The organism is Pseudomonas sp. B21-059 (assembly GCF_026016285.1).
Classification (GTDB): Bacteria; Pseudomonadota; Gammaproteobacteria; order Pseudomonadales; family Pseudomonadaceae; genus Aquipseudomonas; species Aquipseudomonas danubii.
In genome coordinates this window covers 1,258,286-1,273,916 of the sequence record NZ_CP087201.1, presented here as the reverse complement: position 1 = coordinate 1,273,916, position 15,631 = coordinate 1,258,286, and the positions used below count along the sequence as shown (strand labels likewise).

General features: G+C 62.1%; 17 protein-coding genes. 5 read left to right on the top strand and 12 right to left on the bottom strand.

What is annotated here, in order from left to right:
- Window positions 1-1,089, bottom strand: coding sequence for an efflux RND transporter periplasmic adaptor subunit (locus tag LOY69_RS05680; RefSeq protein WP_102878537.1), 1,089 nt, complete (start codon window positions 1,087-1,089; stop codon window positions 1-3).
- 94 nt (window positions 1,090-1,183) lie between these two features.
- On the opposite strand from LOY69_RS05680, the gene LOY69_RS05675 reads away from it, so the two are divergent.
- Window positions 1,184-1,819: a TetR/AcrR family transcriptional regulator gene (locus LOY69_RS05675; RefSeq protein ID WP_102861347.1), complete on the top strand. Its 636-nt coding sequence runs from the start codon at window positions 1,184-1,186 to the stop codon at window positions 1,817-1,819.
- Window positions 1,820-1,967: 148 nt separating this feature from the next.
- On the opposite strand, the gene LOY69_RS05670 is transcribed toward LOY69_RS05675, so the two are convergent.
- Window positions 1,968-2,750 (bottom strand): class I SAM-dependent methyltransferase, encoded by a 783-nt coding sequence (locus LOY69_RS05670; protein WP_102861346.1) that lies wholly within the window; start codon window positions 2,748-2,750, stop codon window positions 1,968-1,970.
- Between the two features lie 93 nt (window positions 2,751-2,843).
- Here LOY69_RS05670 and LOY69_RS05665 point away from each other — a divergent pair, with 93 nt between their 5' ends.
- On the top strand, window positions 2,844-3,461 hold the full coding sequence (locus tag LOY69_RS05665) for an energy transducer TonB (protein WP_110596470.1): 618 nt from the start codon (window positions 2,844-2,846) through the stop codon (window positions 3,459-3,461).
- A gap of 9 nt (window positions 3,462-3,470) precedes the next feature.
- Here the strand turns inward: LOY69_RS05665 and LOY69_RS05660 are convergent, their stop codons facing one another.
- From LOY69_RS05660 to ppc, 7 genes are all read right to left on the bottom strand, one after another.
- The gene (locus LOY69_RS05660) at window positions 3,471-4,169 is read right to left on the bottom strand and encodes an extensin family protein (RefSeq protein ID WP_102878534.1); all 699 of its coding nucleotides are present in this window, start codon (window positions 4,167-4,169) and stop codon (window positions 3,471-3,473) included.
- A gap of 13 nt (window positions 4,170-4,182) precedes the next feature.
- The gene (locus LOY69_RS05655) at window positions 4,183-5,013 is read right to left on the bottom strand and encodes an isocitrate lyase/PEP mutase family protein (protein WP_102878533.1); all 831 of its coding nucleotides are present in this window, start codon (window positions 5,011-5,013) and stop codon (window positions 4,183-4,185) included.
- A gap of 33 nt (window positions 5,014-5,046) precedes the next feature.
- A complete protein-coding gene (locus LOY69_RS05650; protein ID WP_265074875.1) occupies window positions 5,047-5,907 on the bottom strand; it encodes a DUF72 domain-containing protein in 861 nt (286 codons plus the stop codon).
- Complete coding sequence (locus tag LOY69_RS05645) at window positions 5,904-6,206, bottom strand: hypothetical protein (RefSeq protein WP_102878532.1); 303 nt, start codon at window positions 6,204-6,206, stop codon at window positions 5,904-5,906. Before LOY69_RS05645 ends, LOY69_RS05650 begins: the two co-directional genes overlap by 4 nt.
- A 186-nt stretch (window positions 6,207-6,392) precedes the next feature.
- Window positions 6,393-7,067 carry a tRNA (adenosine(37)-N6)-threonylcarbamoyltransferase complex dimerization subunit type 1 TsaB gene (tsaB, locus tag LOY69_RS05640; protein WP_102878531.1) on the bottom strand — a complete coding sequence of 225 codons (675 nt, stop codon included), beginning with the start codon at window positions 7,065-7,067 and terminating at the stop codon, window positions 6,393-6,395.
- Between the two features lie 90 nt (window positions 7,068-7,157).
- On the bottom strand, window positions 7,158-7,805 hold the full coding sequence (adk, locus tag LOY69_RS05635; protein WP_102861340.1) for an adenylate kinase: 648 nt from the start codon (window positions 7,803-7,805) through the stop codon (window positions 7,158-7,160).
- A gap of 289 nt (window positions 7,806-8,094) precedes the next feature.
- Window positions 8,095-10,725: a phosphoenolpyruvate carboxylase gene (gene ppc / locus LOY69_RS05630; RefSeq protein ID WP_102861339.1), complete on the bottom strand. Its 2,631-nt coding sequence runs from the start codon at window positions 10,723-10,725 to the stop codon at window positions 8,095-8,097.
- 204 nt (window positions 10,726-10,929) lie between these two features.
- Here ppc and LOY69_RS05625 point away from each other — a divergent pair, with 204 nt between their 5' ends.
- From LOY69_RS05625 to LOY69_RS05615, 3 genes are all read left to right on the top strand, one after another.
- Complete coding sequence (locus tag LOY69_RS05625; protein ID WP_102878530.1) at window positions 10,930-11,274, top strand: pilin assembly protein; 345 nt, start codon at window positions 10,930-10,932, stop codon at window positions 11,272-11,274.
- A gap of 285 nt (window positions 11,275-11,559) precedes the next feature.
- On the top strand, window positions 11,560-11,973 hold the full coding sequence (locus LOY69_RS05620) for a DUF4398 domain-containing protein (RefSeq protein ID WP_016967758.1): 414 nt from the start codon (window positions 11,560-11,562) through the stop codon (window positions 11,971-11,973).
- A 50-nt stretch (window positions 11,974-12,023) separates the two neighbouring features.
- The gene (locus LOY69_RS05615) at window positions 12,024-12,812 is read left to right on the top strand and encodes an OmpA family protein (protein ID WP_110596467.1); all 789 of its coding nucleotides are present in this window, start codon (window positions 12,024-12,026) and stop codon (window positions 12,810-12,812) included.
- Between the two features lie 127 nt (window positions 12,813-12,939).
- Here LOY69_RS05615 and LOY69_RS05610 read toward each other — a convergent pair whose 3' ends face one another.
- The 3 genes from LOY69_RS05610 to LOY69_RS05600 are packed head-to-tail and all read right to left on the bottom strand — an operon-like array spanning window position 12,940 to window position 15,508.
- On the bottom strand, window positions 12,940-13,266 hold the full coding sequence (locus LOY69_RS05610; RefSeq protein WP_102878528.1) for a hypothetical protein: 327 nt from the start codon (window positions 13,264-13,266) through the stop codon (window positions 12,940-12,942).
- A complete protein-coding gene (locus tag LOY69_RS05605; protein ID WP_265074874.1) occupies window positions 13,263-14,177 on the bottom strand; it encodes an alpha/beta hydrolase in 915 nt (304 codons plus the stop codon). Before LOY69_RS05605 ends, LOY69_RS05610 begins: the two co-directional genes overlap by 4 nt.
- Before the next feature lie 53 nt (window positions 14,178-14,230).
- Window positions 14,231-15,508, bottom strand: a complete 1,278-nt coding sequence (locus LOY69_RS05600) for a flavohemoglobin expression-modulating QEGLA motif protein (RefSeq protein WP_102861337.1) — start codon at window positions 15,506-15,508, stop codon at window positions 14,231-14,233.
- Window positions 15,509-15,631 lie beyond the last annotated feature (123 nt).

Here is a 15,631-nt window from a genome sequence, read left to right as displayed (position 1 = left end):
CTACTCCTTGACCGCCAGATTGACCACACGGTTGGAGCGATCCACCGGGCGCACCTGCAAGCCCTCATGGAGCACATGCACCCCGGCTGCCACCACCCAATCGCTGGCGCTCAAACCTTCGAGCACCGGCACTGTCTTCTCACCGAAGGCACCGACCCGTACCGGCGTCTTGTGCAAGGTGTTGTTGGCATCGACTCGCCAAACGTAGGTCGCGCCCCCTTCGGCAGTCAGCGCCGACAACGGCACCGACAGCGACAGCGCATCAGCGCTCTGGATGAACACCCTGGCGCTCTGGCCCAACTCCGCCGGAACCTTGCCGGCACTGAAGGCAATGCGTGCGGCAAAGGTCCGGGACTTGGGATCGGCAGCCGGGGACAGCTCGCGGATGCGCCCGTCGAAACGTTGGCCCGGCTGGGTCCAGAGTTCCACCGAGACTGGCTGGCCGACCTTGAAGCGACCGTAGTTCTGCTCGGGGAAGCTGATCAGCACCTCACGCTCACCGTCAGTGGCCAGGGTAAAGACTGTCTGCCCGGCCGCCACCACTTGCCCCACTTCCACTGCGCGCTTGGCCACCACGCCATCCTGCGGGGCACGCAGCACGGCATAACCGGCCTGGTTGTTGGCCACGTCGAACTCGGCCTTGATCTGCTTCAGGCGTGCTTCACCAGCACGGTAGAGGTTTTCGGCGTTGTCGTATTGGGAATGGCTGACCATCTGCCGCTCCAGCAGGGTCTTGTAGCGATCACGCTCGGCGCGCACCAGATTGAGGTTGGCAGTGGCCGCCGTGACCTGGGCCCGAGTGGCCTCCAGTTGCAGGCGAACATCCTGGGGATCGAGTTCGGCCAGGGGCTGATTGGCCTTGACCCGCTCGCCTTCTTCCACCAGTCGTCGACTGACCTTGCCACCGATACGGAACGCCAGGTCGGGTTCGTAGCGGGCTCGCACCTCGCCCGGATAACTGTCCGAAACCCGCGCCGAAGGCTCTGGCTGGACCACCATGGCCGGTCGGACGCCAATTTGAACGGGCTCTTCGTGCCCACAAGCAGACAGAAAAAAAGCCAGGCTGACTGGCAAGGCATAGCGGAACATGGCGGCGACCTTTCGCTAATGGTGCTTGGAATAATTATACTGGCCGGTATGTTATTAATAGCAAACTCACCAGTCCAGTATTAACAGCGAAAAAATGTCCGACAATCACTCCGCAAACGTTGGGCCAGGCAGGCCCAAGGATCTGGCCAAGCGCCAGGCCATTCTCGAAGCAGCGAAAAACCTGTTTCTGAGCAATGGCTACGCCAGTACCAGCATGGATGCGGTCGCCGCCGAAGCCGGCGTTTCAAAACTCACGGTCTATAGCCATTTCAACGACAAAGAGACCCTGTTCACCGCCGCCGTGGTGGCCAAGTGCGAAGAGCAGCTGCCCACGCTGATCTACGAACTGACGCCCGACACACCGGTGCGAGGCGTCCTGTTGAACATCGCACGAGGCTTTCATCAGTTGATCAACAGCGACGAGTCGGTGAACCTGCATCGCTTGATCATGGCCCTGGGCAATCAGGATCCCAAGCTCTCGCAAATGTTCATTGAGGCCGGCCCCGAACGCGTACTGCAGGGTATGGAACGGCTGCTGGGGCGAATCAATCAGTTGGGCACCTTGCACATCGACAAGCCGCGCAATGCCGCCGAGCATTTCTTCTGCATGCTCAAGGGCGGGGCGAACTTCCGCCTGCTCTATGGTTGCGGCGAGCCCTTGAGAGGCCCCGCTGCGGAAGAGCACGTGCAAGAAGTGGTGGATCTGTTCATGCGCGCCTACCGGCCATAGAAACCGGCATGTGCGGGAGCAGGCTGTTGTAGGAGCTGGCTTGCCAGCGAAGAGGCCCTGAGATCGCCTTCGCCGGCAAGCCGGCTCCTACAACCAGGAGCCCTCCCCTGAAACCGCTTTTGCCAGCAAGCCGGCGCCTACATCGGGTTCAGGCCTTGAGGGCCTTCTTCGGGTAGATATCGTAGCGACTGGATTTGCCTTCCAGTCCATGGCTTGGCTTCGGCCCTTCAATGCACGGTGCCTTGCGCGGGCGCTTGACCACCACTCGATGGCTGGCCAGGGCCAGGGCTGCGGCCAGCAGCGCCGGAGCGTCGTTGTCGTCCCCCACCAACGGCCGGAACAGACGCATTTCCTTTTTCACCAAGGCGCTTTTCTCCCGATGGGGAAACATCGGATCGAGGTAGATCACCTGAGGCGGCTCGCCCTCCCAGTTGCGCATCAGCTCGATAGAGTTGCCCTTGAGCAAGTGCATGCGGGCAACGATAGGCGCCACCTCGGCGTCCAGCGCCCCCCGGGCCAACCCGTCCTCCAGCAGCGCACCAATCAATGGCTGGCGCTCGATCAGACTCATCTCACAGCCGAGGGTAGCCAGGACAAACCCGTCCTTGCCCAAGCCTGCCGTGGCATCCAGCACCCGTGGCCGCACGCCCTGAGCAACGCCCACCGCCTTGGCAATCATCTGCCCGCTGCCACCACCGTACAGCCGCCGGTGGGCCGCTCCGCCTTCAACAAAGTCCACCCGCACCGGCCCTGGTGCATCGGCGCCCAGCTGCTGCAATTGCAGCCCCTGCTCACCCACCTGCAGGGCAAACTCGGCCTCGTCGATCTGCAACGGCAGTCCCAGGCGTTGTGCCCATTGCTGAGCCTGCGGCGCGAATCCAGCGTCCAGGGCCTCGACTTTGATGCGGCAGGCCGCGGGTTGCTCATTCATCTGAAAACACACTCAAAAAATTAATGATCGGCAAAAACTGCCGATAACAGAACTATCGGCCATTTTGCCAGAGCTCAGCGTCGACCGAGAGCAATGTCAGACATTCAACGCACATCGATAGGTTATATCTCTCGCCACGGCGACTATGGCCTACGCAACTCCCAGGCACTGAGCGGCGTCAGCCATCTGTGGCAGGACTTCTTTGCCCAGGCCCTGGCCGAGCAACAGGGAGAAGGCGCGAACGTTGAAGGGCTGCCCGCGGTGGCCATTGATGGTCCCGTGGAGCCGGTTGGCGGCACCGATGTTCTGACGCAGATCGTCAACCAGCGCCATTGCGATGTTCAGGACACCGAGATTCGCCCCCCTGAGCCGCTGTTCCTGCCGATCGCCGAATTCGAAATGGAACTGCTGGACAAGCCGGCTCCACCCTTCCCGCCGGAAGAAATCGTTGCCCAGCAACGTCAGCAGGACTTTGAGAGTGGCTGGGTCCGCCCGATCGTGCTTAATGCCGGTCAGCCGCTGCCGGCCCCCGGCCCGGCGCCGGAACCACGTCCGCTGCACCTGCCCATCGCCGAATTCGAACTGGACCTGCTGGATAAACCGGCCGAACCGTTCCCGCCGCAGGAGCTTATCGAGCAACAGCGGCAGATGGACTTCGACATCGGCTGGGCACGCCCACTGATTCTGCAGAACCTGCGCATCGCCGCCTGAGCCGGCTCCTCAGCGACATATCCACCAAGGCCCTACATCCAGATGAAAATGGTTGCGATGGGCGCTGTTGTAATCCGGCCCCAGTACCACATTGAATGCATCGCAGGCACCGTCCCGGGCCAGTCGCAAAAAACGTCCCGCATCGCTGTCCTTCGGCCAATCCTTGAGCACACTGATGCTGCGCCCGTCCGCCAGTCGAAAACCGGCAATATCCAGGGCGTTGGCACTGGCGTGCTGACTGCGAGCACCATTCTCACGACTGTACATATTGCGGCAGGCAAAACTGCCCAGATGATCGACCCGCGCCACGCGCTGCCCATACACCGCCTGTGCCGCGGGCTGCAGCCCGTGGCGCTCATAAAGGGCAAAGGCCACCGCCAGTGGGCAACTGGCAAGGAAGCTGCTGCTCAAGGCGACATCGCCACCTTGCACGCGCAAGGTATTGCTCAATGGGCAGGCCACATCACCACGACTGTCGGGCTGGCGACTGGTGCGCAGGCCAGAGCGGCCAAGCACCTCGTCGCACAGCTGCGGATCGTCCCGCAGCCGCGCCAGCTTGAAGCGGGTCAACAGATTCGGCTTGGCCCTTACATCCAGCGGCGCCCAAGGGTTCCAGGCATCCGCCAGCGGCACCCAGCCCAGGCGTATACCGATCAACAACAAGGCGCCCAGCAACAACAGGACGCCCAGAATTCTCACCACCCGCACAGAATGTCCCGTTTTATGGCTGTTTGAACAATTGATTGATCTGCCGAAACGGCATCGCACGATCGGCAAAATCAAAGCGACCATGCTCGCGGATATCCTCCGCAGCCCGGTAGAAAGCACCATAGGCGGCCCGGGCCAGGGCCGAACCGACACTGATGCGCTTGACCCCCAGCTCCGCCAGTTGCGCCACGCTCAGGTTGAGGCCACCAGACATCAGCACGTTCACCGGCTTGGGCGCCACAGCCCGCACCACCTGCACAATCTCCTCGGCGCTGCGCAGGGCCGGAGCATAGAGTACATCGGCACCGGCTTCGGCAAAGGCCTGCAAGCGGCGAATGGTGTCTGGCAGATCATCACGACCGTGGAGCAGGTTCTCCGCCCGGGCAGTCAGGATGAAGGGGAATGGCAAGCTGCGCACGGCGGCAGCACATGCCTCGATACGCTCCACCGCCAGGTTGAAGTCATAGATAGGGTCGTCGGCGCGACCGCTGGCGTCCTCGATCGAGCCTCCAACCACACCACTGGCTGCCGCCAACAACAGGGCTTGGGCGCAACCTTCAGGACTGTCGGAAAAGCCGTTTTCCAAGTCCACCGCCACCGGCAGGCTGCTGGCACCGACTATGACCCGCACATTGTCCAGGGTGTCTTCCAGGCTGACGGCGCCCTCGGCATCCGGACGCCCCAGGGAGAAGGCATAACCGGCGCTGGTGGTGGCCAGGGCCTCGAACCCGAGACCGGCCAGCATCTTCGCGGAACCGGCATCCCAGGGGTTGGGAATGACAAAGGCGCCGGCACGTTCATGCAGGGCTTTGAAGGCATTGGCTCGAAGGGTTTGCGCGTCCATTTGCTCGCTCCGGAAGAAGGCAATGAAGACGCCTCAGAGCAAGCCGAGCTGCTCCGCGGCGGGCTCTCTGTATAACTCAGGCAACGCGGGCAAGCCAGGCAAACGTTGCATCAGCTGGCTATGAAAACGGCGAGCCAGTTCAGCGGCCAGTCGGTTGTCCGAGGTATGCAGGAAGACATAAGGGGTACGCCCCTCTTCGATCCAGCCGGCGACCTTGTCGATCCAGGGCACGAGAAATGGATCGTTGGCCTCAAGCTCCGGATGACCGATGAAGCGCACTTGCGGAAACTGGGTGAACGCCGCAGGTCGCGGCGGCACCTTGGGCTTTTTCGACTGGGCGTGCAGCACCGCGGGAGCAGTGGACGTGCAACTGAACAGGGCCCGTGGATCAAGGCTGATACGCTCGACGCCACGCTCACGCAACAGTCGGTTGAGCATGCGCTCCGCATCGCCCTTGGCAAAGAACTCCGGATGCCGGACCTCCACCGCCAGCGGCCGCTCCAGACCCTCGATAAAGCCCGCCAACTCCCCCAGACGCTGCGGTGCGAAGCTGGCCGGCAATTGCAGCCACAAGGGCGACACACGTTCCCCCAGGGGGCTGAGCAACTGGATAAAGGTCTGGGCAGCGCTCAGTTGTTCGCGCAGGTCACCGCCGTGGCTGATGTCACCGGGAAACTTGGCGGTGAAACGAAAGTGCTCGGGCATGATCTGGGCCCAGCGCTGCACAGTGCCGGGCGCGGGCCGTGCATAGAAGGTGGTGTTGCCTTCAACGGCATTGAAGACCTGGGAATACAGGCCAAGGAAATCAGTGGGTCGCGCATCCTCCGGGTACAGGTACTCACGCCAGGCGTTTTCGCTCCAGGAAGGACAACCCAGGAAATAAGGCAGCATCAGATGTACAGGTCGAGCCCCACCACTTCCAGATCCCAATCGACAAAGCCGGCGGTGGTCAGGTAGCTGGCCAGGGCATTGGCCACGCTCTTTTTCATCGCGCGCTGAAAGATCATGTCCTGAGGACGGGCGGGGAGATTACCGGTGCGGGGGGCAGATGCCTGGGAACGGCTTTGAGTCGCAGGTTCGGACTGGACTTCAATGGCGTCGTCATCGTCCAGAGACTCGTCTACCAGCGCCAGGCCTTTACGAGGCTTGCGCTTGATGGGGTAGGACTGAGAGGAGATGCCGTCTATGCGCATACTGAAAAGCCCGGGGTCAATGATGGCAATTTAGCGGCACCGCTTCGACTTAGCAAATGCCCAAGTGATAACTAGAACACAGAAAAGCCAAAAGGTTTAAACCCGAGCAGAATCGACTCCGAAAACCAGACGATTGGCCAGTTTACACCGGAAAAATCTGAACCCCCGCAAACACTTGGACCACCCTCAACGGGCTTTGGGCGTGGCCACCTTGTCGCGCAGATAGACCGGTTGTGCGTCGTCGGCAACTATCGCTTCGCCCCGCTCCCAGGCAAATTTCGCCAGGGTCAGCAGGTCTTCGGCGTGGGGCAGCATGCCCGCGTCCTGACCACTGAGAGGGACCGCGATGCGCTCGCCATAACCCCAGCCGGTGCCCGCGCCGAACCAGTCGCCGCTGGCCCCTTCCGGCAAGGCCGCGACCTCCGGCGGCAGCACCGCTTCGGCGCCCACCAGACGCATCTCGCCAGCCGTTTCCCGGTAGCAGCCCCAATAGACTTCATCCATGCGCGCATCGATGGCCGAGGCCACCTGGGTCGCACCGTGCTCACGCAAAGCGCGCTGGGCCAGCACCGCCAGGTTGGACACCGGCAGCACCGGACGCTCCAGGGCGAAGGCCAGCCCCTGCACCACGCCAATGGCGATCCGCACGCCGGTGAAAGCGCCGGGGCCACGGCCAAAGGCAATCGCATCCACCGCCTGCAAGGTGGTGCCGGCATTGGCCAGCAGCTCCTGGATCATCGGCAACAGCTTCTGCGCATGCAGGCGGGGAATCACCTCGTAATGGCTCGTAACCTTGCCGTCATGCAGCAAAGCAACGGAGCAAGCTTCAGTCGCGGTGTCCAGGGCCAGCAAGGTGCTCATCGGGGGTTCCATCGGCATTGAAAAAAGTGACGCATTATAAACAGCAACGGCCCGCAAGCGGGCCGTTGAACGATCAAACGATCAGGCAACTCAGCTCAGGGCTTCGAGCACCTTGGCGGTGATCACTTCCACCGAACCCACGCCAGGGATATGGCTGTACTTCGGTTTGCCTTGAGCCGCGGCCAGTTGCTGGTAGAACTCCACCAGCGGCTTGGTCTGGGAGTGATAGACCGACAGGCGATGACGCACGGTTTCTTCGGTGTCGTCCTTGCGCTGCACCAGGTCTTCACCGGTGATGTCGTCCTTGCCGGCGATCTTCGGCGGGTTGTAAACGGTGTGGTAGACCCGGCCCGAAGCTTCGTGCACCCGGCGGCCGGCAATACGCTGGACGATCTCTTCGTCGTCAACAGCGATTTCTACTACGTTGTCCAGCTCAACACCGGCTTTGACCAGCGCTTCGGCCTGAGGAATGGTGCGCGGGAAGCCGTCGAACAGGAAGCCATTAACGCAGTCGGCCTGGCTGATGCGTTCCTTGACCAGGTTGATGATCAGGTCATCGGACACCAGGCCACCGCTGTCCATCACGCTCTTGGCCTTCAGGCCCAGCTCGGTGCCGGCCTTGACCGCAGCACGCAGCATGTCGCCGGTGGAGATCTGTGGAATGCCGAACTTTTCGGTGATGAACTTTGCCTGAGTACCTTTACCGGCCCCGGGAGCTCCCAGCAGAATTACGCGCATCGATGTGCTCCTCAATTTTTTATTTAGAAACGCTCAGATTCGCCTCGTGGGGCCAATCTCAAAAATAGGATAGTGGCCGCCCAAACGGCCAAAGGCTGATCAAGATACACAGCCGACACAGCGCACACAAGCAGTCGAAAGTCGGAGGAACCCGGCCCTTTTGTGCCCCATCGGCACGGTAGAACAAGTCGCAACCCCATAACAAAGTGTCGCCAGATGAATCTGAGCGACACCTTGGGATTGTCCCGATCAGGGCCGTGCCAAAGCAGGCCGACAGCCCTCTGCAACCTCAGCCGGTATTGCGCAAACCGGCGGCGATACCCGCTACGGAGACCAGCAGCGCCTGTTCCAGGGGGCTTCCTTGCGGCGCCTCCTGTTTGCGCGAGCGTGCCAGCAACTCCGCCTGCAACAGATGCAGCGGGTCGAGGTAGGTATTGCGCAGGCGGATGAACTCCAGGGTGTCGGGGCTGTGGGCCAGCAGTTGCGACTGCCCGGTCAGGCCCAGGACCACCGCGCAGGCCTGCGACAATAGGTCGCGTAAATGCGCACCCAATGGCAGCAGTTCCGCTTCCACCAGGCGCTCGTCATAAGAACGGGCAATGTCGGCATCGGCCTTGGCCAGGACCATCTCCAGCATGTCGATGCGAGTGCGGAAAAACGGCCATTGCTCACGCATCTGCCCCAGCAACTCACCCTCGCCTCGGGCCAGCGCCTTGCTCAAGGCCGCTTCCCAGCCGAGCCACGCCGGCAGCATCAGGCGCGTCTGAGTCCAGCCGAAGATCCATGGGATAGCCCGCAGGCTTTCAATGCCACCGGCACGGCGCTTGGCTGGCCGACTGCCCAGGGGCAGGCGGCCCAGCTCCTGCTCCGGGGTGGACTGGCGGAAGTACTCGACAAACTGCGGGTTGTCCCGCACCACCGCGCGATAGGCCTGGACCCCGTCGCTGGCCAGCTCGTCCATCAGGTGACGCCAGGCTGGCTCCGGAGGCGGCGGCGGCAGCAAGGTGGCTTCCAGTACCGCAGCCAGATAGAGGTTGAGGTTCTGCTCGGCGATGTCCGGCAGGCCAAATTTGAAACGGATCATTTCCCCCTGCTCGGTGGTGCGGAAGCGCCCCGCCACCGAACCCGGAGGCTGCGACAGAATCGCCGCGTGGGCCGGACCGCCGCCGCGCCCCACAGTACCGCCGCGGCCATGGAACAACAGCAGTTCCACCTGCTGTTCACGGCAGATATCCACCAGCCGTTCCTGAGCCCGATATTGCGCCCAGGCCGCAGCGGTGGTCCCGGCATCCTTGGCCGAGTCGGAATAACCGATCATCACTTCCTGAGGCCCTTGCAGGCGTGAGCGATAGCCCGGCATGTGCAGCAGTTTTTCCATCACCGGCCCGGCGTTGTCCAGGTCCGCCAGGGTTTCGAACAAGGGCACCACACGCATCGGCCGCAGCACCCCAGACTCCTTGAGCAGCAACTGCACCGCCAGTACATCGGAGGCCGCGCCCGCCATGGAAATCACGTAGGAACCCAAGGAAGCCGCCGGGGCGACGGCGATCTCGCGACAGGTAGCGAGCACCTCCGCCGTGTCAGCCGAGGGTTTGAAATAACCCGGCAGCAAGGGACGGCGACTGCTCAGCTCGCGCATCAGGAAGCTGATGCGATCTTCCTCGCTCCAGTCCTCATAGCGGCCCAGGCCCAGATAGTCGGTGATTTCGGTCATGGCCGAGGTGTGCCGACTGGAGTCCTGACGCACATCGAGACGCACCAGGAACAGGCCGAAGGTCACCGCCCGCCGCAAGCAATCGAGCAATGGGCCATCGGCGATCACCCCCATCCCGCATTCATGCAGCGACTGGTAGCACAGTTGCAGCGGCTCCAGCAGGTCGCGGTTGTTCTGCAATACCTCGGCACCCGCCGGCACCGGAGCGCCAAGCGCTGCATGCGCCCAGTTACGGGTGGCCCGCAGACGCTCGCGCAATTGCTTGAGCAGCGCCCGATACGGCTCGGCACTGTCCCCGGCCCTGGCCAGCAAGGCCGCGTTGGCCTGCTGCATGGACAGTTCGGCGGCCAGGTGATCGACGTCCCGCAGGTACAGGTCGGCAGCCATCCAGCGCGCCAGCAACAGTACCTCCCGGGTCACGCTGGCAGTGACATTGGGGTTGCCGTCCCGGTCGCCGCCCATCCACGAAGCGAAGCGGATCGGTGCCGATTCCAACGGCAGGTGCAGCCCGGTAGCCTCGAACAACGCCTTGTCGGCCTTGCGCAGGTAGTTGGGAATGGCCTGCCACAAGGAGTGCTCGATCACCGCGAAACCCCATTTGGCCTCATCCACCGGCGTCGGCCGAGTACGGCGGATTTCCTCGGTGTGCCAGGCTTCGGCAATCAAGCGCTGCAGGCGTTCCTGGATCTGCCCGCGCTCGGCGCTGGTGAGATCGCGATGGTCCTGGGCCGCCAGTTGCCCGGCGATGGCATCGTATTTCTGAATCAGGGTGCGGCGCGCCACTTCGGTGGGGTGAGCGGTGAGCACCAGCTCGATCTCCAGGCGCCCCAACTGCCGGGCCAGAGCGTCGGCAGAATGCCCTGCAGCCCGCAGCCGGGCCAGCAGCTCCGGTAGTACCCGGGCCTCGAACGGTGCCGGCTGCGACTCGTCGCGGCGGTGGATCAACTGATACTGCTCGGCGATGTTCGCCAGGTTGAGGAACTGGTTGAAGGCCCTGGCCACCGGAAGCAGTTCGTCCTCGCTCAACTGGTCGAGACTGGCACTCAATTCGACCCCGGGCGAGCCCCGTCGATCGGCCTTGGCGCCCTTGCGAATCTGCTCGATCTTGTCGAGGAAAGCCTCCCCGTACTGATCACGGATGGTATTGCCCAACAGTTCTCCCAAGAGGTGAACGTCTTCGCGCAAGCGCGCATCAATATCGGTCATCGAGGTGTTCTCCAGCAGACTCAAGGCGGCACGGAAGGCTCAAGAGTGCCGCTTGCAGGCATCCCTTAGCAAGCACGTGGCAAACCGGCGCCCAACCTTCGGCGATGGAGCTAGTCTCAACAGTAGACCGCACAAGGGCCACGCACCGGCCCGGGCCGGTCACTCAACCCAACTTGCCACAAGCAGGTGTTCATTGAGGTCATCATGAAAATCCGTGAACTTGCGCAACACTGGGAAGAAAACGCCAAGGGTCGCCTGACCAAGACCGGCTACCGGATTCACCTGGATGTGGAAGCCGCCGCGCGCCTGGCCGCACTCTCCGAGATGTACCCCAAACGCCAGACCGAGGAACTGCTCGGCGAACTGATCGGCGCCGCCCTGGAAGAGCTGGAAGCCAGCTTCCCCTACATCCAGGGTCAGCACGTAGTGGCCACCGACGAGGAAGGTGATCCGCTGTACGAAGATGTCGGCCCCACCCCACGCTTTCTGGCCCTGTCACGTCAACATCTGCAGTTGATCTCAAGCCAGGCCGACAAGCCCAAACACTGAGTCCACCGTCTCTCGTTTCCCTGATGAAAACCATCGCTCCCGGTCCTGAAAAGGGCCGGGGATACCCCTGCGCACAGCAAAAGTTCCCGATTTAGAGCCCTGACCAAGGCGTCAGATTTTTTTCCGGCCAATCGCCATCTTTCTCTGAACTATTCAAAAAAGCCTCGGGTCACACCCATTAGCCATCACTGGAACGGCCGTTTCAAATTTTGCCATCAGCGCCCGTCACTCAGCGTCACGGCGCCAGGACCGGGATGGATATTGATGTTTTTCAGGAGTTACCCAATGGAGTTGAAGACCATGAAGATCAGCACTGCCAAATCCTCGTTCACCTCTCTGCGCGGGCTGAAACTGGCCGCGCTGGCCCTCGGTAGCAGCATGGTACTGGCCGGTTGTGCCGGTAACCCGCCTTCCGAGCAGTACGCGGTCACGCAATCTGCGGTCAACAGCGCAGTGAGCGCAGGCGGCACCGAATTCGCCGCCGTGGAAATGAAATCGGCCCAGGACAAGCTCAAGCAAGCCGAGATTGCCATGCACGACAAGAAGTACGACGAAGCCCGTCGCCTGGCTGAACAAGCCGAGTGGGATGCCCGTGTCGCCGAACGCAAGGCCCAGGCCGCCAAGGCCGAACAGGCGCTGAAAGATTCGCAGAAAGGCGTTCAGGAACTGCGTCAGGAAGGTATGCGCAGCGTGCAGTAAGCCGCCGCCGATTCCCACGTACTCGTATTTGATTGAAAGGACGAACCATTATGCGCAAACAACTGATGATCCCTGCCCTGTTGGCCATGAGCGTAGCCCTGGCGGCGTGCTCCACCCCACCTAACGCCAACCTGGAAAACGCCCGGACCAACTTCTCCGGCCTGCAAGCCAACCCGCAGGCGAGCAAAATCGCGGCCCTGGAAACCAAGGATGCCGCCGACTGGATGGACAAGGCCGACAAGGCTTACCTGAACAAGGAAGACGAGAAGAAAGTCGACCAACTGGCCTACCTGACCAACCAGCGGGTTGAAGTGGCCAAGGAAACCATTGCCCTGCGCACTGCCGAAGCCAAGCTCAAGGACGCCGGCGACCAGCGCGCCCGCGCCATCCTCGATGCCCGTAACGCGCAGATCAAGCAACTGCAGGACAGCCTCAACGCCAAGCAGACCGATCGCGGCACCCTGGTGACTTTCGGTGACGTGCTGTTCGCCACCAACAAGTCCGACCTGAAATCCAATGGTCTGGTGAACATCAACAAGTTGTCGCAATTCCTCCAGGAGAACCCGGACCGCAAGGTGATCGTCGAAGGCTACACCGACAGCACCGGCAGCGACTCCTACAACCAGTCCCTGTCCGAGCGCCGTGCCGGCTCGGTGCAGATGGCCCTGATCCGCATGGGCGTCGATCCGGCGCGGATCGTCAGCCAGGGTTACGGCAAGGAGTATCCGGTGGCCGATAACGGCAGCGTTTCCGGTCGTGCCATGAACCGTCGTGTGGAAGTGACCATTTCCAACGACAACCAGCCGGTAGCGCCACGCTCGGCCATCAGCCGCAACTGATGGAGCGCCCTGCTTATATAGGCAGGTAAAACTATAGGCAGGTAAAACCAAACGCCGCCGACCTCTTCAGGTCGGCGGCGTTTTTTATGCGGTTATCCAGACGGGAACCGGCTGGCCGGCAAATCGATCACTGCTGCAGTTGCGGCGTCTCTTGCCCCATGCAGCGCACGGCCTGCTTCTTCTTGTTCACCAGCACCCCGGTCAAGCCCTTCTGCTGGGTGTCGAACAACACCAGCACGCCATCGATGCACTGGGCCACTTCATCGGCCGGTTGCAGGGAGATCTTGTAGTCCTCGCCGGGCACGGTCTTGAGCATGGTGAAGTCGCTGAGCAGCAGCGCGTCCTCCGGTTTGGCGAAGTGCAGGTAACCGTAGTACCACAGGCAGGCCACGGTGCCGATGATGCTGCAGATACCGGTGATGATCATTGGAATGGCGTTACGTTCTTCACTCATTGCGGACTCTCTGGAGGTTCAACTGCTGAATTCGGCGTCGCCGGATAGTTGGGGATTTCCCCCAGGCGGCGCAACCCGTCGAAATGCTGCGGATCATCGAGGTAGCGCAGCATCACGCGGCGCCAGGTCGGATCGGCAAAGGTTTGCACATGGCCGCCGCGGGTCAGTTGCAGGACCCGCGGCGGCGGCGCAGCTTGATACACCCGGATGCCGTTGGAAAGGGGCACGATCGGATCGTCGATGCTGTGGTAAATGAGTTTCGGCACGCCGGTCAGACGCGGCAGCAGGTGAACCGCGCTGTCGGTGTCTGGCACCAGCCACGACAAAGGCACCTGCAACGGCCAGGTCAGCCAGGACGTGCTCAGGGCATAACGCCCGACATCACGGTAGCTGGCCGGCACGCCGTCGAGGACGATGGCCTTGAGTTGGGCCTGACGCTCGGGGTGCTCCACCAGATAATGAATGGCCAGGGCGCCGCCAAGGCTTTGTCCGAGGACGATCAAGGGTTTGCCTTGAACCTCCGGGGCTTGGTCCAACCACTTGAACGCGGCATCGACGTCCTGGTAGATCGCCGGCAGGCTCGGCGCACCTTCGGACAAGCCATAGCCGCGATAGTCCACCAGCAGCACCTGATAGCCCTGCTCCGGCAGCCACCAACTGCCCCCAAGGTGCCAGGCCAGGTTGCCGCCGTTACCGTGCAGGTGCAGCACCGTGCCCTTGACGGCCACCCCCGGTTTGGCCGGCAGCCACCAGCCGTGCAGCTCCAGGCCGTCGGCGCTGGTCAGGGTAATGTCACGGTATTCGAGCTTGGCCCGTTCGGGGGTGAAGGGCAGCCCGGGCTCGGGATAGAACAGCAACGAGCTGCAGCCGGTGAGGCACAGCAGCAACGTCAGTGCGGCCAACAAACGCATCATCGGCCACTCCGTGTATCTATGAATACGTCCATGTGCGCCCCCGGAAAAATTCAAAGGATATTGGAGTAGTCCGCCTCGATCCGATCCAGGCTCAGGTGGTTGAGGAAGTTGGAGAAACACATCCACGCCGACAGCGCATTCATGTCGCGGAACTGGTCGGGCAGGTACTTGGGTGGCACCACCAGGCCTTCATCCACCAGTTGGCGCAAGGTGCGCATGTCTTCCAGGGTGGTCTTGCCGCAGAACAGCAAGGGGATCTGTTCCAGCTTGCCCTTGCGCACAGCCAGCTGAATGTAGTTGTAAACCATGATGAAGCCCTTGAGATAGGACAAGTCTTTGGTAAACGGCAGCCCGTTGGGCACCGAACCGCGGAACACCCGGCTGGCGTTGCCGTAGCTCTCGGCCATCTCGAAACCCTGCTCACGGAAGAACTCGAACACCTGCAGAAAGTCCGCGCCCTCCTCCACCATGTGGATGGCTCGGGTGCGGTTGGTCAGCTTGCGCAGGCGGCTGGGGTAGGAGGCAAAGGTGATGATCTCCATCAGGATCGCCAGGCCTTCCTGGGTCACCGTGGACGACGGCGGGCCCTTGGCCAGGAAGGTGCAGATCGGCTGGTTCAACCCGTTGAGGGTGGTGCCCACATGCACCAACCCCTCATGGACTTCCAGCGCCCGCACGTCCCGGTTGTTGAACATCGCATCGCTGCGGATCTTGATGTAGTCGGCACCCGCCGCCGCGTCGGCGACAATGCCGTCGGACTCGAATACGCGGATGGTTTCCTCGGCCTCGCCGAACACTTTGTTCAACCGGCTTTGCAGCAGGCTCACCGCCTCCTTGGCACTGAGAGTCTTGGGTTCGTCCTTGAGATCGCCACGCCCGTCGATGTTGTTCAGGTAGTCGGACATCATCAGCCCGAGGTCTGCCAGAGTCGGATCACCGGCGTGGAAGGCATCGGACGCGGCGCCATAAAGCTCCTGGGAAATCAGCCCGAAATCAGCGGTCCCCCGGGCTTCGAGCATGCGCACCACCATGCGGTATTCCTTGCACATGCGGCGCATGATCTGCCCCACCGGGTTGAACTGGCCCAACTGGCGGGTGATGTCGCGCTCAATGTTCTGGAACTCCAGTTTCACCGCGCCAGAGTCGAAGGACAGCGGCCGCCCTTCGTAGTAGGCGCGGTCCACCGCCGGCATTTCCTTGCCCTTGGCCTTGAGAAAGCCCTTGCGGATGTTCTCGTCCCACTTCACCGCATCCAGCACCCGGATCGGTGTCTGGGCCAGCACTATGCGATCGGACAAAGTGCGTATCGTCTGCTGGTAATCGTCCACCCGAAACTCCTATTGAATGGGTCTGTAGCGCGGGGTCACTTGCCCAGCAATTGGGTAGGCGCCGCCTGTTCAGCCGGCAGCGGGTCCTTGAAGAGCATCTGGCAACCGCTGAGCAGCGGGAAC